Below are 23,887 nucleotides of genomic sequence, written 5' to 3' on the forward strand. Positions count from 1 at the left end.
GAGATCTCCGACCCCGGGGGCTGCTGCTGGGCGATGACCTTGCCCACGAGCTCCGGGTCGAGGGTGGCCTCACGGTTCTGCACGAGCTGCGCCGGCGAACCCGTCCAGCCGGCCGCCCGCAGCGCCGCCACCGCCGCGGTGAGTTCGTCGGGCACGAGGTCGCTGTCGGGGGAGGCGAGGTGCAGTTCGGTGCCGAGCGTGCCGCCGGGAACGGCCAGTTCCCAGCCGGGCTCGTCGTCGGGGCCGGGATTTCGGTACCGGAGGACGCTGTCCCAGTGCCGCAGATCGCGGTCGTCGGTGTCGAGGTAGATGCTGTGGCGCTCGGGGCCGGGGTGCTCGACGTGCCGTGCCTTCGGCAGGATGTCCTGCCATCGCGGCAGGTCCCCCCGGGACGACGCGAGATACGTGGTGTGGGCGGGCGCGGACGAGGCCATGACTTCGAGTCTGTCGCATCCGGCCGGGCTTCGGCAGTGAACGCGCCGGGTTCCCGCCGCAGGATGGTCTTCGGCGGTGGGCCAATCGACGGTCGAGGATCTCCGGGAATACGTGCTACATCCGCTCGTCTGGTCACCGACTCGACCCCGGCGGCCGCGGCGACGCTGGCCGCCCTCGGCAGCACCGGGCTGGTGGACTGGCCGGTGCCGGCCGCCGTCGGGGACGGGGCACCGGCCGCGAAACGGCTGATCCCGTACCGGCCCACCACCCGAGTCCAGTCCGGTACCACCACCGCTGCTGCGCCGGCGCGGTCGTCGACGCAGCCGAAGAATGCGGCGACGGTCGCACCGAGGCCCCTGCCGACGCCGGCGACGGACCGGACGGCCCGGCCCGATCCGGCGCGGGTGCGGTCACCGAAGGGCAAACCCCGGGTCGAACGCGCGGTGCAGTATGTGCGCGGAAGCTTTTGGGCCGATGAGGCTTTCACGAATCTGACCGAGGCACAACTGCACGTGCTGAAGTGGTGTCGCGAGATCGCGGGCACACGGATCCACGGCGCCACTGCGGTTGCTGCGGCCCCCCTTGACACCGGCGGTGCTCGGAACCGATCCTCGACCTCATTCCGCGACGGTCCCCGTCACAGCTCGAAACGGAGCATGCCATGACAACGCCCCGAGTTCCGGACATGCGCCGGTCGTACCTGCGGGTGCGGGACGTCGACCTGTACTGCGAGGACTCCGGCGGTGTGGGCGAGCCGATCCTGTTCCTGCACGGGTTCTTCTTCGACGGGCGAATGTACGAGGCGCAGATCGCGGCGCTGAGGGATCGATACCGTTGCCTCACCCTCGATTTCCGGGGACAGGGCCGCTCCGGGCACGCCCGGGGCGGCTACCAGCTCGAGCAACTCACCGCCGACGTGCTCACCGTGATCCGGCGGCTCGACCTCGCACCCGCGCATCTGGTGGGGCTGTCGATGGGCGGCTTCGTCGGGATGCGCATCGGAGCGCGGGAACCGGACCAGGTGCGCTCGCTGACCCTGCTCAACACCGGCGCAACCCCGCACCCGCCCGCGAAGTACCCGCTGCACCTGGCCCTGACGGCCGTGGCCCGGCTCCTCGGGCCGTCACCTGCCCTCGTGCTGCGCGGCATCGAGAAGGAACTCTACGGCGCACCGTTCCGCACCGACCCCACCCGGGAACCCGAGCGTCAGGCGTGGCGCAGGCGGTGGGCGCAGGCCGACCGGTCGTCACTGGCGAACACGATGCTCGGCATGATGGTCCGCCCCGACATCCGGGACGAGCTCCCCGCGGTGAGCGTGCCGACGCTGATCGTCGCGGGACAACTGGATGTCGAGATGCCGCCGCATCTCTCCCGCGAAATGCACGCGCTGATCCCGGGCTCGCGACTGGTGGAACTCGACGGGGTGGGCCACAGTTCGACGCTGGAAGACCCGGCCCGGGTCACCGGCATCCTGGAGCGTTTTCTCGCCGAGATCGGCTGACCGAGGAGAACCCCCGGGGTGCGTGGCCGCCGGTCCGACAGGTCCGCCCCTCACCCGGGCGACATCGTCTCGACCTGCGCCTCCTAGATCGGACGGAACCCCGCCCCGGCGCCGCCCCGCGCATCGGCGTCACCGACGACGGCCGTCATGCTCGTGCCGACCTCCGGACCGAGGCAGGCAACGCTGAGATAGCCGTTCACCATGCCCACGAGCGTGGTTCCGACCACCACCGGACCTCCCGAGTCGCCGAGGTCGACGCACGTCTGCGTCCAGGTCTGCCCCGAACCGAACACATCGCCGTAGGCCACCCCGCAGGTATGCCCCGTGGTGCGGCCCTGCTTGCAGACGATGTCCGGGAACTGCGCCGGCCCCCCGATCCCCGTGATCGTCGTGTTTCCCACCCGATTCACGGGCACCACCTTCGCCGGCTCGAACACGATCACCGCGTAGTCCAAGTCCGCATCGGTGTAGGCGATCGTGCCGACCACACCGGCGTCCGGATCGGCCTCCGAGGCGACCGTGGACCCGGCGTTTCCGCAGTGCCCCGCCGTGAATCCGACCAGCCGGCCCCCGGAATCGGGGCCGATCGTGGTGAGGGTGCAGTAGTTCCGGCCGTCCATGACGATACCGGAACCGCCGCCGAGGACGGCCGGATCGGCGGCCGCTGCAACACCGGTGCCGGCGAGCAGCGACGCGCCGACGGCGAGAACGAGGATGCCGAGTCTCATGGCGGGCCTCTCCCGAAGGTCGAGCGAACGAGTCGGACACGCGCAGGAACGGGAGGGTCGCGCGTACGATCCACCGCCCTCGGGCGCTGTTTCTCGATCATCCGCCGCACCGGGTGCTGTTCGCAGCGTTTTCCGGGACGAGAACACGCGGCGGGGACCGATCCGGGGAAGGGAACGACCGGACCGGCAGATCGGGGACAGCGGTGCGACGGGGGCGCGGGATCGTCGCCGCGATCGCCTCAGGGCGAGACGGGCGGAGGCGGGGTATCGCCGTGGATGACCAGCACCGGGCAGTGTGCGTGCTCGGCGCATGCGGCGCTGACCGAACCGAGCAGCAGGCCGCTGAAGCCGCCATGCCCCCGGCTTCCCACCACCAGGAACTGCGCGTCGCGGCTCTCGTCGAGCAGGACGCGCGCGGCTCCGCCGCGGCGAACCAGTTCCTGCACGGACACGCCGGGCTCGCTCCCGAGGACCCCGGTGACCGTCTCGTGCAGCATCCCGGACGTTTCCCGCTCCGGATCCCAATCGCTCGGCCAGCCTTCCGCGGCGGCCCAGGGAATCTCCCATGCCGCCACGGCGTCGACCTCGAACCCTGCCGAGCGGGCGACGAATCGTGCCCAGCGCAGTGCCCCCTTCGACGGCTCCGAACCGTCCACTCCGACCACGACGCGGCCGGTCATTCCGTCATCGGTCACGACGACTCCTCTCCTGCCCGGCGCGGTCGGAACGGTCGGCGCCGGGATCCTCGACGCAGGCGGCGCCGAGGGACGGTCGTTCGCCGCCGCATCCGGGTGGTACGGCTTCGTGCGGCCCGGTGCGTGACCGCCCGGGTGAACTCTCGAAGCTTGTGCCGGAAGGAAAGCTGGACTCGACCACCGCGCAGCGGGAGTGCCCTGTACCGACGCGGTGCGTATCGACATCGGAAACGATGCCCATGGACCCAGTCTATGCTCGCGCTCGCCCGCAGGTACGCATCGGCGTCGACGTACTGCGGAGCGGTTACCAGCCCGCCGATCCGGGGATTCCCTTGAACGGGCCGACGACCGAGCTGGTGATCCAGCCGCCGTAGAACCCGCCGGGTTGCGGGACGACCTCCTCGCCGTCGACGGTGCACCGGTCGACCTGGGCGGCCATCACCGCGACGGCCCCGGCGATCGCGCGGAAGGCGGGGGTGGGATCACGGTAGGTCCATGCCGCTTTCGGCGCGACCCGCGAGTCGGTCACCAGGTCGTAGTAGCTCGCCCTGCCCTTCCACTCGCACCACGACGAGCCCGGCGTCTCCCGAAGCACCCCTTCGGCGAAGGCGTCGGCGGGAAGGTAGTAGGTCGGCGGATGGCTGGTCTCCAGTACCCGCCAGGCGCGCGTGCTCGACGCGATGGTCCGGCCGCCCAGTTCCACGGTGATCGAGCCGGTGAAGGTCTCCACGCGGGGCGGGCGCGGGTAGTCCCACACCGACTCCTGCCCGGCGGCAGGTTCGACGGGTCTCGGACGGGTTGTCACGGCGACCTCCTCGTGGTCACCTCCCCAGGGTACGGGCACGACCGCGGGGCCGGGGCTGTCGGGACCGAGGGTGCCGGGTAACCGAGTTGCGGCCCCTGCGTCCGTGGGCGACGAGTCGGGACCGCAGCAATGCGCGGCTCGTCGGTTCCGAGTCGTCGAGGCCGTCCACTACGCTACCGGCCGATCCCTCCTCGGCCGTGCCGGTGCCCTCCACTCCCGACGGTGTCGGTGGACCGCTCAGAACAGGCGCCGCATGATCTTCAGCGCAGCTTGGGTGTAGGGCGGGTAGTTCATCGCCGGATCCGGGCGGAACGGCTTGACGAGCACCGCCTTGCGGTGACTGAGCGCCTCGAAACCGTAGCGCCCGTGGTACGCCCCCATTCCGCTGGCGCCCACGCCACCGAACGGCAGTTGTGGGGCGAGGACGTGCATGCCGACGTGGTTGACCACCACGCCACCCGCGCTGATTCGCTGCGTGATCTTCTTCTGGGTGTTCAGTGATTTGGAGAACACGTACGCTGCAAGGGGTTTGGGGCGGGCACCGATGAAGTCGAGGGCTGCGTCGACCGAGTCGACGGTGAGGATCGGCAGGATGGGCCCGAAGATCTCGTCCGTCATGACCGGGTCGTCGGGTGCCGGATCGACGATCGCGGTCGGTTCGACGGTGAGAGTGTCACGATCGCACCTGCCGCCGGTGACGATGCGTCCGGTTGTGGACTCCAGATACGCCTCGAGCCGATCGAAGTGACGGTGGTTGACCACCCGCATCCCCGGCTGCGGTTCCTCGCTGCGGAACAGGGCGATCGTGTCGACGATCTTGTCGACGAGCCCGTCGCGGACGGACCGCTCGACCAGTACGTAGTCGGGCGCGATGCAGCTCTGTCCGGAGTTGAGGAGTTTGATCCAGGCGATGCGCCGCGCGGTGACCTCGAGATCGGCGTCCTCGGCGACGATGACCGGAGACTTGCCACCGAGTTCGAGGATCACCGGCGTGAGCTGCGGGGCGGCGGCGGCCATGATCTTGCGGCCCACCTCGGTGCCGCCGGTGTACAGGGCGAGATCGAAACCCTGCGCGAGCAGGCTCTGGGTGAGCTCGGCATCGCCTTCGGCGACCACGACGGCCTCCGGGTCGAGGTACTGCGGAATCAGCCGGGCGAGCAGCGCGGACGTGGCGGGGGCCAGCTCCGACGGTTTGATCACGGCACAGTTTCCGGCGGCCACTGCCGCGACGAGCGGACCGAGCGTCAGATACACCGGGTAGTTCCACGGTGCGATGATCAGGACCACTCCCATCGGCTCGTACTGCACCCAGCCGAGTGCGGGAAACTGGTTGATCGACAAGGACTTCGGTCGAGGAAGCATCCATCGCCGGACCCGCTTGCGGGCGTAGGCGGCTTCGGCCCGGGTGGAAGCGACGTCGCCGAGCCACGCTTCGACCGCGTTTCGGCCCAGGTCCTCCTGCAGGGCGGCCGCAATCTCGGCTTCGCGCTCGTCGGCGAGTTTCTCGATGCCGCGGAGCTGGCGGATGCGCCATCCGGCATCGCGCGTGCGTCCGGTCGCGTAGGCCTTCCGCAGTCGGGTCAGGAGTTCGGTCGATGTGTCGGTGGATGTGACGGTCATGTGGTCCTCCAGGCGGAAGTCGAGGATGGATGTGCGGTCGGCCTGTCGCGGCGGAACGGCGAATGGGCGGACGGCGACACGGGGGGCCGGGGCGAGGTCGACGACGACAGAGCCTCGGGCGCGGGTCGTGGGGATGCGCCGGCGCAAGCGGCACCCGGACGGTGGCCCGAGCCCGCGGCGGCGGGTGGCACCGAATCGGGCGGTGCCGCGCCGACGCGGTGCCCCGACATCCGGAGCGATGCCCATCGCCACAGTCTAGGACCCGCTGGTGCCTGCGGATACGTGTCGGCCGGGTTACGTGTTCAGTGCACGGCAGGAGCCCGACGGGCAACTCGATCGGAAGGCCTCGGAGGTCGCCGAGCGCTCCGGACGGTATGCGTCCGAGGCGTGCCCACAGTCGTCTCGCACGACGCACCGGTCACGATCGCACGAGCAGATCGCTGTGTCCGGGTGGGGGGCGGCGGATACCATCGAGTTCTCGGCGCTGGCACGACGGCTCTCGGATTGGAGCTCGATTATGGCCGATGACGCGAAGCTCCTCGACTATCTGAAACGGGTGACCGCAGAGCTCTATCAGGCCCGGGAGAAGCTCCGCGAGGTCGAGGGGGTGAGTCGCGAACCGATCGCCGTCGTCGGGATGGGGTGCCGGTTCCCCGGCGGCGTCCGCTCCCCACAGGATCTGTGGCGCCTGGTGGAATCCGGTTCGGAGACCGTCTCCGGGTTCCCCACGGACCGGGGTTGGGAAGCGGCGGATCTCTACGATCCGACGGGCCGGCAGGCCGGCAGGACGTACACGGTGCAAGGTAGCTTTCTCGACGATGCAGCGGGTTTCGACCCGGAGGTCTTCGGAATCTCACCTCGCGAAGCACTGGCGATGGACCCGCAGCAGCGACTCCTGCTCGAGACGAGCTGGGAGACCTTCGAGCACGCCGGCATCGATCCGCGGTCCGTGCACGGCAGGCAGATCGGCGTCTTCACCGGTCTGTCCGGAATCGACTACTCGGCACGGGCGGGCGGCGCCCCGCCCGAGGAACTCGCGGGCTACTTCATCACCGGCACCGCGATGAGTGTCGCCTCCGGCCGTGTCGCATACAGCTTCGGACTGAACGGACCCGCGATCACCGTCGACACGGCATGCTCGTCGTCCCTGGTGTCCGTCCACCTCGCCATGCAGGCACTGCGCAACGGCGAATGCGAACTCGCCCTGGCCGGCGGGGCGACCGTCATGTCGACGCCCGCGGTGTTCGTCGAGTTCAGCCGGCAGCGTGGACTGGCCCACGACGGGCGCTGCAAGGCGTTCTCCGCCGCGGCCGACGGTACGGCGTGGGGCGAAGGCGCCGCGATCCTCGCGCTGGAACGCCTGTCCGACGCCGAGCGCAACGACCGCCGGATCCTCGCCGTCGTCCGCGGCAGCGCGGTGAACCAGGACGGCGCCAGCAACGGCCTGACCGCCCCGAACAAGCAGGCCCAGGAACGGGTGATCCGGCAGGCCCTGACCGACGCCGGACTCGGCCCGGCCGACGTCGACGCGGTCGAAGCCCACGGCACCGGCACCACACTGGGCGATCCCATCGAGGCGTCCGCCCTGCTGGCCGGCTACGGCCGCGATCGGCCCCCCGACCGGCCGTTGTGGCTCGGCTCGGTGAAGTCGAACCTCGGGCACACCCAGGCCGCCGCCGGAGTGGCCGGAGTGATCAAGATGATCATGGCGATGCGGCACGGTGTGCTGCCGAGAACGCTGCACGTCGACCGCCCCACCCCCCACGTCGACTGGTCCGCCGGATCGGTGTCCCTGCTCACCGAGAACCGGGAATGGCCGGCGACCGACCGGCCCCGCCGGGCGGCGGTCTCCTCGTTCGGCATCAGCGGCACGAACGCCCACGTCGTGCTGGAGCGGCCGGCCCCACCGCCGGACGCTGCGCCCACCGACGGGATCGACGGATCGGACGACGTCGTGGCCTGGTTCGTGTCGGGCCACACCGAACCGGCGCTGCGCGCGCAGGCCCACAGGCTGGGGGACTACGTCGCCGACCATCCCGAGCTGACACCCGCCCAGGTGGCCGGCCCGCTGCTGACCTCCCGCGCGACCTTCGACCACCGTGCCGCCGTGCTCGGTACCGACCGGACGGCCCTGCTGTCCGGTCTCGACGCGCTCGGCCGAGGCGCCCCCGACCCCGGTGTGATCACCGGCGTGGCGGTCGAGGCGGGCGACCGGCCGGTGTTCGTCTTTCCCGGGCAGGGCGCGCAGTGGGTGGGCATGGCCACCGAATTGCTGGAGTCCTCCCCGGTGTTCGCCGACAGCCTGCGCGAGTGCGCCGACGCCCTGGCCCCGCACACCGGGTTCGCGCTGCTCGACGTGCTCCGCGACCGCGATCCGGCGGCCCTGGACCGGGCCGACGTCGTGCAACCCGCGCTGTTCGCGGTGATGGTCGGTCTTGCGCGGCTGTGGCACGCACACGGCGTCGAACCGGCGGCCGTGGTCGGGCACTCGCAGGGCGAGATCGCCGCCGCCCACGTCGCCGGCGCGCTGACCCTGCCCGACGCGGCGCTCGTCGTCGCGGCCCGCAGCCGGGTGATCACGGAATCGGCCCGGCGCGGCGGTGGCATGGCGTCGGTGGGTCTGCCGGCGGACGCGGTGCGGCAGCAGATCGAACCCTGGGCCGGGACCGTCGAGGTGGCGGCGATCAACGGTCCGGCCGCCACGGTCGTGTCCGGCCCCGGCGACGCCCTCGAGGTACTGGTCGCGCGGTGGCAGGCCGACGGTGTCCAGGCCCGGCGCATCACCGTCGACTACGCCTCCCACTGCGCGGACGTCTCGGTGCTGCGCAGGCCCATTCTCGACGCTCTCGCCCCGATCACCCCGCAGCGTTCGCGGATCCCGTTCTACTCGACGGTGAGCGGGGACATGATGGACGGCACCGCACTCGACGCCGACTACTGGTACCGGAACCTGCGCCGGCCGGTGCGCTTCGAGGACGCGACGAGATCTCTGGCCCGCGACGGGTATCGGCTGTTCGTCGAGTCGGGGAGCCATCCGGTCCTGACCGTGCCGCTGCAGGAGACCCTGGACGCGGCCGGCATCGCGGGTCGCGCCCTCGGCACCCTCCGGCGCGACCGGGCAGGCCTGCGCCAGTTCACCACCGCCCTCGCCGAGGCACACGTGTCCGGGGCGCACATCGAGTGGGACCGGGTCGGGTGGGCTCGCCGCGCCGGTCACCGGCAGTGGGTGGACCTGCCCACGTATGCCTTCCAGCATCGCCGCTACTGGCTCGACGGGGGCGCGCCGCAACGTGATGCCGCCGCAGCCGGCATGGATGCCGGGGACCACCCGATGCTCGCCGCCTCGGTCGAACTCGGCGACGGTCGCGGCGCGGTGTTCACGGGCGTGCTGTCGCCGCACCGACTGCCGTGGCTGAACGAGCACGCCGTGGACGGCACCGTGGTGCTGCCCGGCACGGCGTTCGTCGAACTCGCCTTGCACGCCGGGCATCGCGCCGGCTGCAGCCGCCTCGCGGAACTCACCCTCGAGACGCCCGCGCCGGTTCCCACCGGTGGGGAGCTCGCGGTGCAGGTCGCCGTCCTCACCGCCGACGACGCCGGGCACTGCACGGTGTCGGTGCACTCCCGCCCGGCGGACGCCCCGGCGCAGACACCGTGGACCCGGCACGCCGTCGGCGCACTCACGGGCGCGGTGCACACCGCGCAGGTTCCGATCCGGCAGTGGCCCCCGGCCGATGCGACGCCGATCGACGTGAGCGGTCTGTACGACGCGCTCGACGAGACCGGATACGGGTACGGGACGGTCTTCCGGGGCCTGCGCGCGGCGTGGCGCCGCGGTGATGACCTGTACGGAGAGGTGCGCCTGGGGGGAGAGGACCCCGCCGCGGCGGTCGCCGGGTACGGGATCCATCCGGCGGTGTTCGACGCGGCGCTGCACCTGATCGCGTTCGCCGCCGCCGAGGCCGGCGCCCGCGACCTGCAACTGCCGTTCGCATGGGACGACGTGCAACTGCACGCCGTGGGTGCCACCGCCCTGCGCGTACACATCGCCCCGGCCGGACCCGAACGGTACCGGGTGGCCGCGTACGACACCGCCGGCAAGCCCGTGCTGACCGCGCGCTCGCTGGCGCTGCGGCCGTTCGCAGGTCCGCGGGCGCCGGCCGCCGCGACCGGCACCGGCCTCTACCGCGTGGAATGGATCCCGGTCGAGGCCGGCGCGGCCCCGACGGCGGACCTCGCCGCGCTCGGGGAGGCACTCACCGGCGGCGATCCCGCCGGCCGCACCCTGCTGCTGGCCGGGGAACCGGACGACGAATCCGACGTGCCGACGCGCGCGCACGCCGCCGCGGAGGCGGCGTTGCGGGCGGTACAGGCCTGGCTCGCCGACGAGCGGCTCGCCGAGACCCGACTGCTGGTGACGACGCGCCGCGCCGTGGCGGTCACCGACGACGAACCGATCGACGTCGGCGCCGCGCCCGTGTGGGGGCTGATCGGTGCCGTGCAGAACGAACACCCGGACCGGATCACCCTGGTGGACCTGGACCGGCCGCCCGGTGACCTGCCCGATCCCACCGTGCTGTCCGCGGCCCTGGCCTGCGACGAACCACAACTGGCGGTCCGCGCCGGGACACTCCTCGCGCCCGTGCTCGCGGCGGTGCCGACCGCCACCGACGCAGCCGCGGATCCGGTGCCGTTCGGCCCCGACGGCACCGTCGTCGTCACCGGCGGCACCGGAACCATCGGCCGGCTCGTCGCCCGTCACCTCGTGCGGCGGTACGGGGTGCGCCGGCTCGTGCTGACCGGCCGACACGCGGTCCGCGCCGAGCGGGCGACGGACCTGCGCGCCGAGTTCGCCGAGGCGGGCGCCGAGATCCGCGCCGTGACCTGCGACGTGGCCGATCGAGCCGCGGTGGCGGCCCTGCTCGACGCCGTCCCCGACCTGTCGGGTGTCGTCCACGCCGCCGGGGTGCTCGACGACGCCACCGCCGCCACCTTGACTCCGGACCAGTTGCACGCCGTCCTGCGCCCCAAGGTGGACGGTGCGTGGCATCTGCACGAGCTCACCCGCGATCGCGGTCTCGCGGCGTTCGTGCTGTTCTCCTCCGCGGCGGGTGTGCTCGGCGGCGCCGGCCAGGCGAACTACGCGGCGGCCAACGTCTTCCTCGACGCGCTCGCGCAGCACCGCCGCGCCGAGGGACTGCCGGGACTGTCCCTGGCCTGGGGACTGTGGGACCGCCCCAGCGGGATGACCTCCCATCTGAATGCGGCCGATCTGGATCGGCTCCAGCGCACCGGCATAGACACCCTCACCCCCGAAGCGGGGCTGGCCCTGTTCGATGCGGCGCTCGCCGCGAACCGTCCGTTGACGGTGCCGATACGGCTCTCGGCGCCCGCCCGCCGCTCCGACGGCGAGGCCCTCCCCCCGATCCTGCGCCGAGTGCTCGGCACGTCCCGTCGGCGCGCCGCGGCCGCCCCGTCGGCCCCCGGCCTCGCCGACGAACTGCGGGCGCTCGACCCCGCCGAGCGGCACGCCCGGGTCCTCGAAATCGTCACCACGCACGTCGCGGCCGTACTCGGCCACGACGGGAAGGAGGCCATCGATCCGGATCGGGCCTTCAAGCAACTCGGCTTCGACTCGCTCACCGCGGTGCAGCTACGCAACCAGCTGACGACGGCCACCGGGGTGCGGCTGGCCGCGACGGTGGTGTTCGACCACCCCACCGCGGACGCGCTCGCCCGCGAGATCGCGGCACGGCTGCTCGGCCCCGAGGACGCCCCGCAACCGACCCGCACGGCGCGCCGGCGCCACGACGACGACCCGATCGCGATCGTGGGGATGGCCTGCCGATACCCCGGCCAGGTCTCCTGCCCGGACGAGCTGTGGCGCCTCGTCCGCGACGGCCGCGACGCGGTGGGCGCGTACCCCGACAACCGCGGCTGGAACCTCGACGAGGTGTACCACCCGGATCCCGAGCGCAGCGGCTCGACCTACATGCGGGCCGGCGGATTCCTCTACGACGCCGACCGGTTCGACGCCGCGTTCTTCGGGATCAGCCCCCGCGAGGCCGTCGCGATGGATCCGCAGCACCGACTGCTGCTCGAAAGCGCCTGGGAAGCACTGGAATACGCGGGAATCCCGCCGAACTCGCCCGGGCTCACCGACACCGGCGTGTACGTCGGAATGATGGGCGGCGACTACGGATTCCACCTCATGACCCGGCGGAGCACCGACGCCGAGGGCTACCTCATGACGGGCACCAGCAACAGCGTGGCCTCAGGGCGGATCGCCTACTCGCTCGGCTTCACCGGTCCCGCGGTCACCGTCGACACGGCGTGTTCGTCGTCCTTGGTGGCGCTGCACCTGGCGGCGCGGGCCCTGCGCGACGGCGAATGCACCCTCGCGCTGGCCGGTGGGGCGACGGTGATGGCGACCCCCGGCGTGCTGATCGAATTCAGCCGCCAGCGCGGACTCGCCCCGGACGGGCGGTGCAAACCGTTCTCCGATCGAGCGGACGGCACCGGGCTCAGCGAGGGCGCGGGCATGGTCGTGCTCGAGCGGCTGAGCGACGCCCAGCGCCACGGCCACCGGGTGCTGGCACTGATCCGCGGCTCCGCGGTCAATCAGGACGGCGCTTCGAATGGCCTGACCGCCCCGAACGGTCCGTCGCAGGAACGGGTGATCCGGCAGGCGCTGGCCGACGCTGCCCTCGACCCCGCCGACATCGACGCGGTGGAGGCCCACGGCACCGGCACGACACTCGGCGACCCGATCGAAGCCCAGGCGTTGCTGGCCACCTACGGGCAGCAACGCGACGGCCGGCCGCTGTGGCTGGGGTCGGTCAAGTCGAACATCGGCCACTCCCAGGCGGCGGCCGGGGTGGCCGGCGTGATCAAGATGGTGATGGCGATGCGACACGGTGTGCTGCCGCCGAGCCTGCACAGCGACGCCCCGACCCGGCACGTCGACTGGACCTCCGGCGAGGTCGCGCTGCTCGCCGAGGCGGTGGCATGGCCGCAGACCGGGCGCCCCCGCCGCGCCGGCGTCTCCTCGTTCGGCATCAGCGGCACCAACGCCCACATGATCCTCGAGCAGCCGCCCGACGTCGCCGCACCGGCGGCCCCGCCGCGGTCGGCGTCGCCCCTGGTGTGGGTGCTCTCCGCCAAGACCGACGAGGCGCTGCGCGCGCAGGCCGCCCGGCTGACGGACGTCCTCGACAGGGACGCCCTCGACACGGGGGCCCCGCCGGATCCGGCCGATCTCGCCTACTCGCTGGCCACCACCCGGTCCGGCTTCACGCACCGCGCCGCCGTGACCGGCGAGACGCTCGCCGACCTACGCGACGGCCTGGCCCGCCTCGCCGAGGGACGCGCAGGCGGCAACGCCGTCGCCGGGACGAGCGCCCGCGGGAGGACGGCATTCATGTTCACCGGCCAGGGCGCGCAGCGGATCGGAATGGGCCGCGGCCTCTACGACACCTACCCGGTGTTCGCCCGGGCCCTGGACGAGACCTGCGCCGCCCTCGACGAGCACGTCGACACCCCGATACGGCAGGTGATCTGGGGCGACGCGGACGAAGCCGCCGCGAGACTCGACCGCACCGAGTACACCCAGCCGGCCCTGTTCGCCGTCGAGGTCGCCCTCTACCGACTACTGCGGGAATGGGGCCTCACCCCCGACTACCTGATCGGACATTCGATCGGAGAACTCACCGCGGCCCACGTCGCGGGCGTGTTCAGCCTGCCCGACGCCGCCGCCCTGGTGGCCGCGCGCGGACGGCTGATGCAGGCCACCGCCCCCGGGGCGATGATCGCCGTCCGGGCCCGCCCGGAGGACGTCCGGTCGCGGATCGACGGCCGAGTCGACCTTGCCGCGGTGAACGGCGCCGAATCCGTGGTGCTCGCGGGAGCTGCAGCCGACGTGCACGCCGTCGCCGCCGAACTGTCCACCGCGGGAATCGCGGTCACCACGCTGCAGGTCGAACGCGCGTTCCATTCGGCGCTGATGGACCCCGTCCTCGACGAGTTCACCACCGTCGTGTCGCGGCCGGCGGCGCAGCCGCCGACGATCCCCGTCGTCTCCACTCTCACCGGGCGCGTCGCCACGGCCGAGGAACTGACGTCGCCGCAGTACTGGCGCCGGCACATCCGCCGAGCCGTGCGCTTCCACGACGGCATGCGCACCCTCGCCGAACTCGGCGTCTCCCGCTGCGTCGAGATCGGACCCGGCGCGGCCCTGGCCGCTCACGCCGCCGAGGTCGTCCCGCACCCGATCGCCACGTTGCCCGGGCGCGGGGACGACGCACGGGGCTTCGTCGAGGCGGTCGCCGCTGCGTCCGTGCAGGGCCTGGCGATCGACTGGGATCGGGTACTGCCCGGCCGCCGCCGGGTGGACCTGCCCACGTACGCCTTCCGGCGTCGCTCCTTCTGGCCGTCGGCGCCCGCACGCACCAGCGGTGATCCGACGGAGTTGGGGTTGAGCCCGGCGGACCATCCGCTGCTCGGCGCGGCCGTGACCCTCGACGACGACACCACCGTGTTCACCGGAGCGCTGTCCCGGCACCGGGATTCGTCGCTCGCGGCGCCGCAGCCCGGCGATCCGCCGACCGACGCTCCGCAGACCCTGGTACCGGCCGTCCTGGTCGAGCTGACCCTGCACGCCGCCCACCACGTCGGGTGCGACCGCATCGCCGCTCTCACGCTGCACCACGCGCTGGGCCTGCCGGCCGCGGGGTCGCTGCCGATCCGGGTGCTCGTGTCACCGGCCGGTGAGGACGGCGCGCGCACCGTCACCGTCTCGTCGAACATGGGACCGGCCGACGGCCCCTGGGTGCGGAACGCGTCGGCGACCGTCGACGACGTGCTCGCCGCGCAGCCGGACCGGCTCCCGGGCGACACCACGACCGAGGTGCGCCTCGACGACGGCGTCGACCCGAGCGGCTTCGGGATCCATCCGCAACTGCTGCAGGCGGCGCTCGACTCCGTCTTCGGGCCGGACGACTGGCCGCTGACCTGGTCGGGAACCCGGCTGCACCGCACCGGTGCGCAGGCGGTGTCGGTGCGGTGCGCGACGGGCGAGGACGGGCGGTACCGCGTCGACGCCACCGATGCCGACGGCGCGCCGGTGCTGACCGTCGAGGCGCTGCACGTGGTGCCCCGGACGGGCGATGGGGACGGCGCGGGCCCGTCCGGCGCGCGGCGACTGCACCGCCTGGCATGGACCCGAATCGACGACCTCCCGTCCGAGCCGCCGCCCGGCCCGATGGTGGTACTCGGCGCCGCGGATCTGGAATCGAGCTTGTCGCGCTGTCCCGACGCGGCGGCGCTGCGCACCGCGAGGGCAGCCACGCCCGACGACGGGCGGCCCTGGACGGTGCTGGTGGGGTGCGGCACCGACGGCGACCCGGGCCCGGAGGCGACCCACCACCTGTGCGCCCGGACGCTGCGACTGCTGCAGGACTGGCTCGACGACGCCGAGTTCGTCGACAGTGTGCTGGTGGTCGTCACCCGCAACGCGACGGCCACCGGCGAGGAGGGCGAAGGGGTCGACATCGACCTCGCGGCCGCCGCCGTGTGGGGTCTGGTGGGCTCCGCGCAGAACGAGAACCCCGGGCGGTTCGTGCTGCTCGACCTCGACCGGGAGACGGACGTCGACACGGCGATCACGTCGGCCCTGGCCAGCGGGGAACCGCAGGTCGCGGTCCGGGGCCGGGCCGTGCTCGTGCCCCGCCTGCGGCGCATACCGGCCGTGCAGCGATCCGGTCCGCTGTTCGACCCCCGCGGCACCGTGCTCGTCACCGGCGGCACCGGCACCGTGGGAGGGTCGGTGGCGCGCCATCTCGTCAGCACGCACGGGGCGCGGCATCTGGTGCTGACCAGCCGACGCGGACCCGACGCCGACGGAAGCGACCGGCTACGCCGCGAACTGCGCGATGCGGGCGCCGAGGTGCGCATCGTCGCCTGCGACACCGCCGACGCGGCGGCACTGGCCGGTCTGCTGGCCCGGATCCCCGCCGAGCACCCCCTGACCGCGGTGATCCACGCGGCCGGAGTCCTCGACGACGCCACCCTCACCTCGCTCACCCCCGACCGGCTCGACGCGGTGCTGCGGCCGAAAGTCGACGCGGCCTGGCACCTGCACCGGCTGACCGCCGGGGTCCACGCCTTCGTGCTGTTCTCGTCGCTCGCCGGTGTGCTCGGCGCGCCCGGGCAGGGCAACTACGCAGCGGCGAACCGGTTCCTCGACGCCCTCGCCCAGCATCGGCGAGCCCACGGCCGGCCCGCGGTCTCGATCGCGTGGGGCATGTGGGCACCGCCGAGCGCCATGACCGGCAGGCTCGGCGCGGTGGATCTCGCCCGGGCCCGCCGTAGCGGCCTGGTTCCGATGAGCGAGGCCGACGGCCTGGACCTGTTCGACAGCGCCCTGGCGTCCGACCTCTCCGCCGTGGTGGGGGCTCGGTTCGAGCACCTCGGTGCGGCCGCGACGTCCGTTCCCGCTCCGCTGCGGGGACTGGTGCGGCAAGCGCGGCCGCGCGCGGCCGGCTCGGGGTCGGCGTTGTCCGGACCGAACGGATCAGGGCCGTTGGAGTGGGCGCAGCGGCTCACGGACCGGTCGGTGCCCGAACAGCGGCACCTCGTGCTGGAGCTGGTGCGAGCCGGAGCTGCCGCAGTCCTCGGCCACGACGCGTCGGACTCGGTCGATCCCGACCAGGCGTTCAAGGAACTCGGCTTCGACTCGCTCGCGGCGGTGGCCTTGCGCAACCATCTCGGTGCCGCGACCGGTCTGCGGTTACCGCCGACGGTGGTGTTCGATCACCCCAGTCCCCGGGCCGTCGCCGAGTTCCTGCGCGCGGAGCTGGTCCCGGACCCGGTGTCGGTGGCCGTCGCCGGGATCGACCGCCTGCAGGCGGTCGTCGCCGACCTCGGCGCCGACGACGAGGTACGCGCGGCGGTCGCGCAGCGGCTCGAAGCCCTGCTCGCCGACCTCGCGGGAGCCGAGCGGGGCCGCGCCGACACGGTGGACAGGATTCACGCCGCGACCGGTGACGAGATCCTCGACATCATCGACCGGGGTCTGTGAGCCGACGAGCAATCTCCCGGTGACCGCCGGGAAGCGGTCTGCGCAGTGGACACCGGCCCCGGCCATCGAGCTGCCGCCGTCGCAGCTGCGCGAACGCGCCGCGTGAGAACGGCGGCCTCCCGCAGCCCACCCGGTCACCAGCCGCGCTCGCGCCACTCCGCGAGGTGCGGGCGCTCGGCGCCGAGGGTGGTGTCCTTGCCGTGGCCGGGGTAGATCACCGTGTCGTCACCGAAGCGGCCGAAGAGCTTGGTGTCGACGTCGTCGTACAGCGAGGTGAACTTCTCGGCGTCCGCGGTCTTGCCCAGGCCGCCGGGGAAGAGGGAGTCACCGGTGAAGATGTGGTGCCGTCCGGTGCCGGCCTCGGTGAGGACCAGCGCGATCGAGCCGGGGGTGTGCCCGGACAGGTGGATCACCTCGAGACCGAGCTCGCCGACGGCGACGGTGTCGCCTTCCATGAGCAACCGATCGGGCGTGACCGGGAGCTGCTCGGCGTCGAGCGGGTGCGCCGCCGTGGGAACCCCGGTCGACGCCGCGACCGCCTCGAGGCCCTGCCAGTGGTCCCAGTGCTGGTGGGTCGTGACGATCAGCTCGAGTTTCGGGGCGTGCTCGGCGAGGAACCGGGTCAGCACCTCCGGCTCGTTCGCTGCATCGAGGAACACAGATCTGCCGGTGGCGGAATCCGTGACCAGGTACGTGTTGTTGTCCATGGGTCCGACGGACAGCTTGACGATGGTCGCGCCGGGCACGGTGCGGCGCTGCGCGGGACCGCCGGGGGTGACCTCGCCGGTGTAGTCGTCGTCGATGACCAAGGGCTGCTGCGACATGTGAGGCACGTTACCGCCGAGGCCCGTCGCCCGCGTGCGCGGCGGTCGGGAACCGGAACGTGTCGGTGGGCGCGCCTACCATGGTCCAGGGCCGAGTTGCGCGACGTGACGTCGGTGAATCGAGATGCGACCGGATCCGACCGTCCAGGGGATCCGACGAGGAGGGACGTGGCGTGGCGGATCGCCTGATCGTGCGTGGCGCGCGGGAGCACAACCTGCGGGGGATCGACCTGGACCTGCCGCGTGACAGCCTGATCGTCTTCACCGGCCTGTCCGGGTCGGGCAAGTCGAGCCTGGCGTTCGACACGATCTTCGCCGAGGGGCAGCGCCGTTACGTCGAGTCGCTGTCCGCCTACGCACGCCAGTTCCTCGGCCAGATGGACAAACCCGACGTCGACTTCATCGAGGGCCTGTCGCCGGCGGTGTCCATCGACCAGAAGTCCACCAACCGGAACCCGCGCTCGACGGTGGGCACCATCACCGAGGTCTACGACTATCTGCGCCTGCTCTACGCCCGCGCAGGCACGGCGCACTGCCCGCAGTGCGGGGAGCAGATCGCCCGGCAGACGCCGCAGCAGATCGTCGACCAGGTCCTCGACATGGAGCAGGGCACCCGGTTCCAGGTGCTCGCCCCGGTCGTGCGCACCCGCAAGGGGGAATTCGTCGACCTGTTCGAGCAGCTGACCGTGCAGGGGTACGCCCGCGTGCGGGTCGACGGAGTGGTCTATCCCCTCACCGATCCGCCGAAGCTGAAGAAGCAGGAGAAACACGACATCGAGGTGGTTGTCGACCGCCTCGCGGTCAAGGCGAGCGCCAAGCAGCGGCTCACCGATTCGATCGAGACCGCGCTGCGCCTGGCGGAGGGCATCGTCGTCCTCGACTTCGTGGACCGGGACGAGAACGCCGCCGACCGCGAGCGTCGCTTCTCCGAGACGCTCGCCTGCCCGAACGGGCACCCCCTGTCCATCGACGAACTCGAACCCCGGTCCTTCTCGTTCAACTCCCCGTACGGCGCCTGCCCCGAATGCACCGGCCTCGGCATCCGCAAGGAGGTCGACCCGGAGCTCGTCGTGCCGGACCCGGAACTCAGCCTCGAGGACGGTGCGATCGCGCCCTGGTCGATGGGGCAGACCTCCGAGTACTTCACCCGGCTGCTGTCCGGGCTCGCCGACATCATGGGCTTCGAGATGTCCACCCCGTGGAACAAGCTGCCGGCCAAGGCCCGCAAGGCCATCCTCGAGGGCAGCCCGGAACAGGTCCACGTCCGCTACAAGAACCGGTACGGCCGGACACGGTCGTACTACGCCGAGTTCGAGGGCGTGATGCCGTTCCTGCACCGCCGGCTCGAACAGACCGAGTCCGAGCAGATGAAGGAACGCTACGACGGGTACATGCGGGAGATCCCGTGCCCCACGTGCGAGGGCGCGCGGCTGCGTCCGGAGATCCTCGCGGTGACGATCGCCGCGGGCGAGCACGGACACAAGTCCATCGCCGAGGTCTCCGACCTGTCCATCGCCGAGTGCGCCGAGTTCCTGAACGCCCTGACCCTCGGGGCGCGGGAGGAGGCCATCGCAGGGCAGGTGCTCAAGGAGATCCAGGCGCGTCTCGGGTTCCTGCTCGACGTGGGACTCGAATACCTCACCCTGTCCCGCGCGGCCGGCACCCTGTCCGGCGGGGAGGCACAGCGCATCCGCCTCGCCACCCAGATCGGCTCGGGCCTGGTCGGTGTCCTGTACGTCCTGGACGAGCCGTCCATCGGCCTGCACCAGCGCGACAACCGCCGGCTCATCGAAACCCTCACGCGGCTGCGTGATCTCGGCAACACCCTGATCGTCGTCGAGCACGACGAGGACACCATCCGCGCGTCGGACTGGGTCGTCGACATCGGGCCGTACGCCGGCGAGCACGGCGGTCGCGTCGTGCACACCGGCCCCTACAAGGAACTGCTCGAGTGCACCGAGTCGCTCACCGGCGCGTACCTGTCCGGACGTCAGCGGATCGAGGTGCCGGAGCAGCGCCGGCCGGTGGACCGCAAGCGTCAGGTCACCGTCGTCGGCGCCCGCGAGAACAACCTGCGCGGCATCGACGTGGCCTTCCCGCTCGGCGTGCTCACCTCCATCACCGGTGTCTCCGGATCCGGCAAGTCGACCCTGGTCAACGACATTCTCGCGACGGTCATGGCCAACAAGCTCAACGGCGCGCGGCAGGTGCCCGGCCGGCACACCCGCGTCAACGGGCTCGACCAGCTCGACAAGCTCGTGCAGGTGGACCAGTCGCCGATCGGCCGTACCCCGCGGTCGAATCCGGCCACCTACACGGGCGTGTTCGACAAGATCCGCACTCTGTTCGCCGCGACCACCGAGGCGAAGGTGCGCGGCTATCAGCCGGGCCGGTTCTCGTTCAACGTCAAGGGCGGCCGATGCGAGGCCTGCTCGGGCGACGGCACGCTCAAGATCGAGATGAACTTCCTGCCCGACGTGTACGTGCCGTGCGAGGTGTGCCACGGGGCCCGCTACAACCGCGAGACCCTCGAGGTGCACTACAAGGGCAAGACCATCGCCGAGGTGCTGGACATGCCCATCGAGGAGGCCGCCGAGTTCTTCGAGCCGGTCACCTCGATCCACCGCTACCTGCGCACCCTTGTCGACGTCGGCCTCGGATACGTGCGCCTGGGCCAGCCGGCCCCGACCCTCTCGGGGGGCGAGGCGCAGCGCGTCAAGCTCGCCGCGGAGCTGCAGAAGCGGTCGACGGGCCGCACCGTGTACGTGCTGGACGAGCCGACCACCGGTCTGCACTTCGAGGACATCCGCAAGCTGCTCGGCGTGATCAACGGGCTCGTCGACAAGGGCAACACGGTGATCGTGATCGAACACAACCTCGACGTGATCAAGACGGCGGACTGGATCATCGACATGGGCCCCGAAGGGGGCTCCGGCGGCGGCACCGTCGTCGCGCAGGGCACGCCCGAGGACGTCGCGGCGGTCGAGGGCAGCTACACCGGCACGTTCCTGCGCGAGGCGCTCGCCGAGTCCGTCGCCCAGGAGCCCGCGCCCGCCCGCAAGCCGGCGCGCAAGCGCGCGCCGCGGAAGGTGGCGGCCGCGAGCTGACCTCGGCGCCGACGCGCCGCGGACCGCGAAGGGGGATGGGGTGGCACGGACGTTCTCCGGTGGTCGTGTCCGCGGGATCGTCGCCGCGCTCGTGACGGCGATGCTGCTCACGGCCGGGGTTGCGGCGGCCCGGCCCGCAGGCAGCGAGGCGGACCCGCCGGGCACCGTCGTCCGGGTCGATCCGTTGCCGCGGCAGTGGTGGCTGCCGGGTGCGTCCGCCGCGTCGGTGCTCACCTACCGCACCACCGGACCGCGCGGGGTGCCGGCCCTGAGCACCGGCGCGGTCTTCGTGCCGTCGGGCGCCGCGCCCACCGGCGGCTGGCCGGTGGTGTCGTGGGGACACGGCGCGGTCGGAATCGCGGACCGGTGCGCCCCCACCGTCGACGGCCGCATCGACAACGGATACCTGGCGCACTGGCTCGCCCAGGGATACGCGGTCGTCGCCACCGACTACCCCGGTCTCGGCACCCCCGGCCTCCACGCCTACCTCGACGGGCCGTCGGAGGCCCACGCCCTGATCGACATGGTGCGCGCCGCGCGGGCAGTGGAACCGTCCCTCGGGTCGCGCTGGGTCGCACTCGGCCAGTCGCAGGGCGGTCAAGCCGCGATGGTCGCGGCCTCCCTCGCGACCCGGTACGCACCCGAGCTCGGCTACCGCGGCGCCGTCGCGCTGGGCGTGCCGTCGAACATCGAGCACCTCGTGCCGTTCGGTGACCCGCGCCTTCCGCCGCTGCCGTTGACCGGCACCACCGTGTTCATCGCCTACCTGCTGGCCGGGATGCGCGCGACCCGCCCCGACGTCGACGTCGACCGCTTCCTCAGCCCGCGGGGCCGCGAGGTCCTCGCCCGGCTGGAGGACCTGTGCTACCAGGAGGCGGCGGCCGAGGTCGGGGATCTGTCGATCGGCGACCTGCTGGCGCGACGCACCGACGATCCGGCCCTGGTCCGGGCCGCCCGCGACATGCTCGAGATCCCCACCCGCGGCTACGACCGTCCACTGTTCCTCGGCCAGGGCCTGACGGACACCGTCACCCCGGCGCCGTTCACGTTCAAGCTCGTCGCCGACCTGACCGCGGCCGGGGAGCGGTTCGTGTTCCGGTCGTATCCCGTCGGCCACCTGGAGACGATGCGGGCGTCCCTGGACGACGTCACAGCGTTCGTTGAGGACCTGTTCGCCGCGGGCCGGTAGCGAGCGACCGCGTCAGCGGCGCCCCGCCGTATCGATCGTCGCCGCGAGATCGGCGGGACGGGACCACATCGGCCAGTGTCCGGTCGGCAGGTCGACGTACTCCACGTCGGTCAACCGGCCGAGCTCGGACGCCACCGGATGCCCCGACTGCGCCATCCGCGGGATCGCCCCAGACGGGAAGCTGCTGCACACGACGGTGGTCGGCACCCTCAGGCGGGCGTCGTCGTGCAGGGCGAGCGGAGTCCGCGCCGGACCGGCCGGATGCGGCACCGCCCGCTCCCGGAACCGCTGCAGCGCAGCGTCGTCGAGTCCGTGCAGGCTGTTGCCGTCGGCTTCGAGCTCCGCCCACGGCGGTAGCGGGATCTCCGCCACGGCGGCATCGAGATCCGGTCGCAGTGCAGCGGCATCCGGCAGCGGACCGGAGTCGACGTACACCAGGCGGGCCACGTCCGTCGGGACCCGGTCCGACGCCGCGTACGCGACCGGGCCGGCGCCGCTGTGCGCGACGACGATCGCACCGCCCGCCACCGCATCCACGACGGCACCGACGTGGTCGTCGAGGGTGATGCCGGAGCGGTCGGTCCGGACGGACCCGAGCCCGGGCAGAGTCAGGGCGTCGACCCTGTGCCCCCGCGCCCGCAGGTCCTCGGCGACGGCCTCCCATGCCCATGCGCCGAGCCAGAATCCGGGAACGAGGATCACGTGTGCGCCCACGACACCCATCCTCGGGGATGCAGGCGACGGTGCGGGTCACCGACACGGTCGTTGCCGGAACGACATTGTTCAACCGGGCGCAAACCCCGCGAAACTCCGCGCCCCTACGGTGGGCGCATGACCGGTGCGCACGGCGACCTCGCGGCCCTCGCCGCCGCGCTCGACGAGCTGCGGGACGGGCTCGTCGCCGCCGCGGACGCCGACGAGCGCTGGGCCCAGGCCCACCCCGCTCACCGGCCCGGCGCGGAGAACCTGGCGCACTACGTCGCCCTGCGGCGCCGGGACATCCGCGACCTGCAGTCCGACCTCGCCGCGTGGGGGCTCTCGTCCCTGGGGCGCGCCGAGGCCCACGTGCTGGCCTCCGTCGACGCGGTGCGCCGGGCCGTGGGCAGCCTCGCCGACCTGCCCGAGATCGATGCCCGGCCCTGTCCGGTCGATTTCGTCACCGGCGAGCGCCTGCTCGAACGCCACGCCACCGCACTGCTCGGTCCCGTCCACGGCGGCCGCCGGACCCGCATCATGGTGACGCTGCCGAGCGAGGCGGCCACCGACGCCGAACTCGTCCACCGGATCGTCGGCGCCGGCGCCGAACTCGTCCGGATCAACTGCGCGCACGACGGCCCGGACGCGTGGGCCGCCATGATCGACCACGTGCGCCGCGCCGAACGGGCCCACGGCCGGCACGTCGCCGTCACCATGGACCTCGCCGGCCCGAAGCTGCGCACGGGCCCCGTCGCGCCCGGTCCCGCGGTCGTGCACGCCAAACCCGAACGGGACGCGCTCGGCCGCACCGTCGCACCCGTCCAGGTGCGGCTCACCCGCCCGGGCCCCGCGGCCGCCGCGGGCGAGGTCGTCGTCCCCGTCACCGACGAGTTGTGGCTGGCCCGTCGCCGACCCGGCGACCGCATCGCCTTCCGCGACACCCGCGGCTCCAAGCGCATGCTGGTCGTCACCGGCACCGCCGCCGGTGACGTGCGCACCGAGCTGACCGACACCGCCTACCTCGTGCCCGGCACCCGGCTGACCGCGCACGGCGACGCCACCGCCGTCGCGGCCCTCCCGCCGCGCGAACGGATCGACGACACCCGCGAACTGTCGCGGACGATCCCCGGTGCCCTGCTCGCGGTGATCCGGGGATACGACCACGCCACGACGATCGCGGCGGCGCCGGAGGTGCTGTCGGTGGTCGGAC

The 23,887-nt window shown here is 72.4% G+C and carries 11 protein-coding genes and 1 pseudogene; 5 read left to right on the top strand and 7 right to left on the bottom strand.

What is annotated here, in order from left to right; genetic code table 11:
* Positions 1 to 434 (bottom strand): annotated as a pseudogene (locus G6039_RS25465) (hypothetical protein); the annotation flags it as partial.
* A 662-nt stretch (positions 435 to 1,096) separates the two neighbouring features.
* Between G6039_RS25465 and G6039_RS25470 the strand changes: the two are divergent.
* Positions 1,097 to 1,936, top strand: coding sequence for an alpha/beta fold hydrolase (locus G6039_RS25470; protein ID WP_174824752.1), 840 nt, complete (start codon positions 1,097 to 1,099; stop codon positions 1,934 to 1,936).
* A gap of 83 nt (positions 1,937 to 2,019) precedes the next feature.
* On the opposite strand, the gene G6039_RS25475 is transcribed toward G6039_RS25470, so the two are convergent.
* The 4 genes from G6039_RS25475 to G6039_RS25490 all read right to left on the bottom strand — a co-directional run bounded on the left by G6039_RS25475 (position 2,020) and on the right by G6039_RS25490 (position 5,784).
* Positions 2,020 to 2,664, bottom strand: a complete 645-nt coding sequence (locus G6039_RS25475) for a chymotrypsin family serine protease (protein ID WP_029543921.1) — start codon at positions 2,662 to 2,664, stop codon at positions 2,020 to 2,022.
* A gap of 239 nt (positions 2,665 to 2,903) precedes the next feature.
* On the bottom strand, positions 2,904 to 3,359 hold the full coding sequence (locus G6039_RS25480) for a universal stress protein (RefSeq protein WP_080688533.1): 456 nt from the start codon (positions 3,357 to 3,359) through the stop codon (positions 2,904 to 2,906).
* 304 nt (positions 3,360 to 3,663) lie between these two features.
* A complete protein-coding gene (locus G6039_RS25485) occupies positions 3,664 to 4,164 on the bottom strand; it encodes a DUF427 domain-containing protein (RefSeq protein WP_029543916.1) in 501 nt (166 codons plus the stop codon).
* A gap of 237 nt (positions 4,165 to 4,401) precedes the next feature.
* Positions 4,402 to 5,784, bottom strand: coding sequence for an aldehyde dehydrogenase family protein (locus tag G6039_RS25490; RefSeq protein WP_006936525.1), 1,383 nt, complete (start codon positions 5,782 to 5,784; stop codon positions 4,402 to 4,404).
* Between the two features lie 517 nt (positions 5,785 to 6,301).
* Here G6039_RS25490 and G6039_RS25495 point away from each other — a divergent pair.
* Complete coding sequence (locus G6039_RS25495; protein ID WP_043799606.1) at positions 6,302 to 16,861, top strand: type I polyketide synthase; 10,560 nt, start codon at positions 6,302 to 6,304, stop codon at positions 16,859 to 16,861.
* A gap of 134 nt (positions 16,862 to 16,995) precedes the next feature.
* Here G6039_RS25495 and G6039_RS25500 read toward each other — a convergent pair whose 3' ends face one another.
* Complete coding sequence (locus G6039_RS25500) at positions 16,996 to 17,685, bottom strand: MBL fold metallo-hydrolase (RefSeq protein ID WP_043799610.1); 690 nt, start codon at positions 17,683 to 17,685, stop codon at positions 16,996 to 16,998.
* 173 nt (positions 17,686 to 17,858) lie between these two features.
* Here G6039_RS25500 and uvrA point away from each other — a divergent pair, with 173 nt between their 5' ends.
* The gene (gene uvrA / locus G6039_RS25505; protein ID WP_006936517.1) at positions 17,859 to 20,792 is read left to right on the top strand and encodes an excinuclease ABC subunit UvrA; all 2,934 of its coding nucleotides are present in this window, start codon (positions 17,859 to 17,861) and stop codon (positions 20,790 to 20,792) included.
* A gap of 40 nt (positions 20,793 to 20,832) precedes the next feature.
* A complete protein-coding gene (locus tag G6039_RS25510; protein ID WP_043799615.1) occupies positions 20,833 to 21,981 on the top strand; it encodes a lipase family protein in 1,149 nt (382 codons plus the stop codon).
* A 12-nt stretch (positions 21,982 to 21,993) separates the two neighbouring features.
* Here the strand turns inward: G6039_RS25510 and G6039_RS25515 are convergent, their stop codons facing one another.
* The gene (locus tag G6039_RS25515) at positions 21,994 to 22,704 is read right to left on the bottom strand and encodes an alpha/beta fold hydrolase (RefSeq protein ID WP_206531343.1); all 711 of its coding nucleotides are present in this window, start codon (positions 22,702 to 22,704) and stop codon (positions 21,994 to 21,996) included.
* 108 nt (positions 22,705 to 22,812) lie between these two features.
* Between G6039_RS25515 and G6039_RS31140 the strand changes: the two genes are divergently transcribed.
* On the top strand, positions 22,813 to 23,887 hold a 1,075-nt coding region (locus G6039_RS31140; RefSeq protein ID WP_277606684.1), incomplete at its 3' end, for a pyruvate kinase.

It is taken from the genome of Rhodococcus aetherivorans (assembly GCF_011058165.1).
Classification (GTDB): Bacteria; Actinomycetota; Actinomycetes; order Mycobacteriales; family Mycobacteriaceae; genus Rhodococcus; species Rhodococcus aetherivorans.

Excerpts from the sequence above, each read along its gene's own strand:
- G6039_RS25470 (WP_174824752.1), top strand. The coding sequence starts at position 1,097 with ATGACAACGCCCCGAGTTCCGGACATGCGCCGGTCGTACCTGCGGGTG.
- G6039_RS25475 (WP_029543921.1), bottom strand. The coding sequence starts at position 2,664 with ATGAGACTCGGCATCCTCGTTCTCGCCGTCGGCGCGTCGCTGCTCGCC.
- G6039_RS25490 (WP_006936525.1), bottom strand. The coding sequence starts at position 5,784 with ATGACCGTCACATCCACCGACACATCGACCGAACTCCTGACCCGACTG.
- G6039_RS25495 (WP_043799606.1), top strand. The coding sequence starts at position 6,302 with ATGGCCGATGACGCGAAGCTCCTCGACTATCTGAAACGGGTGACCGCA.
- G6039_RS25500 (WP_043799610.1), bottom strand. The coding sequence starts at position 17,685 with ATGTCGCAGCAGCCCTTGGTCATCGACGACGACTACACCGGCGAGGTC.
- G6039_RS25515 (WP_206531343.1), bottom strand. The coding sequence starts at position 22,704 with ATGGGTGTCGTGGGCGCACACGTGATCCTCGTTCCCGGATTCTGGCTC.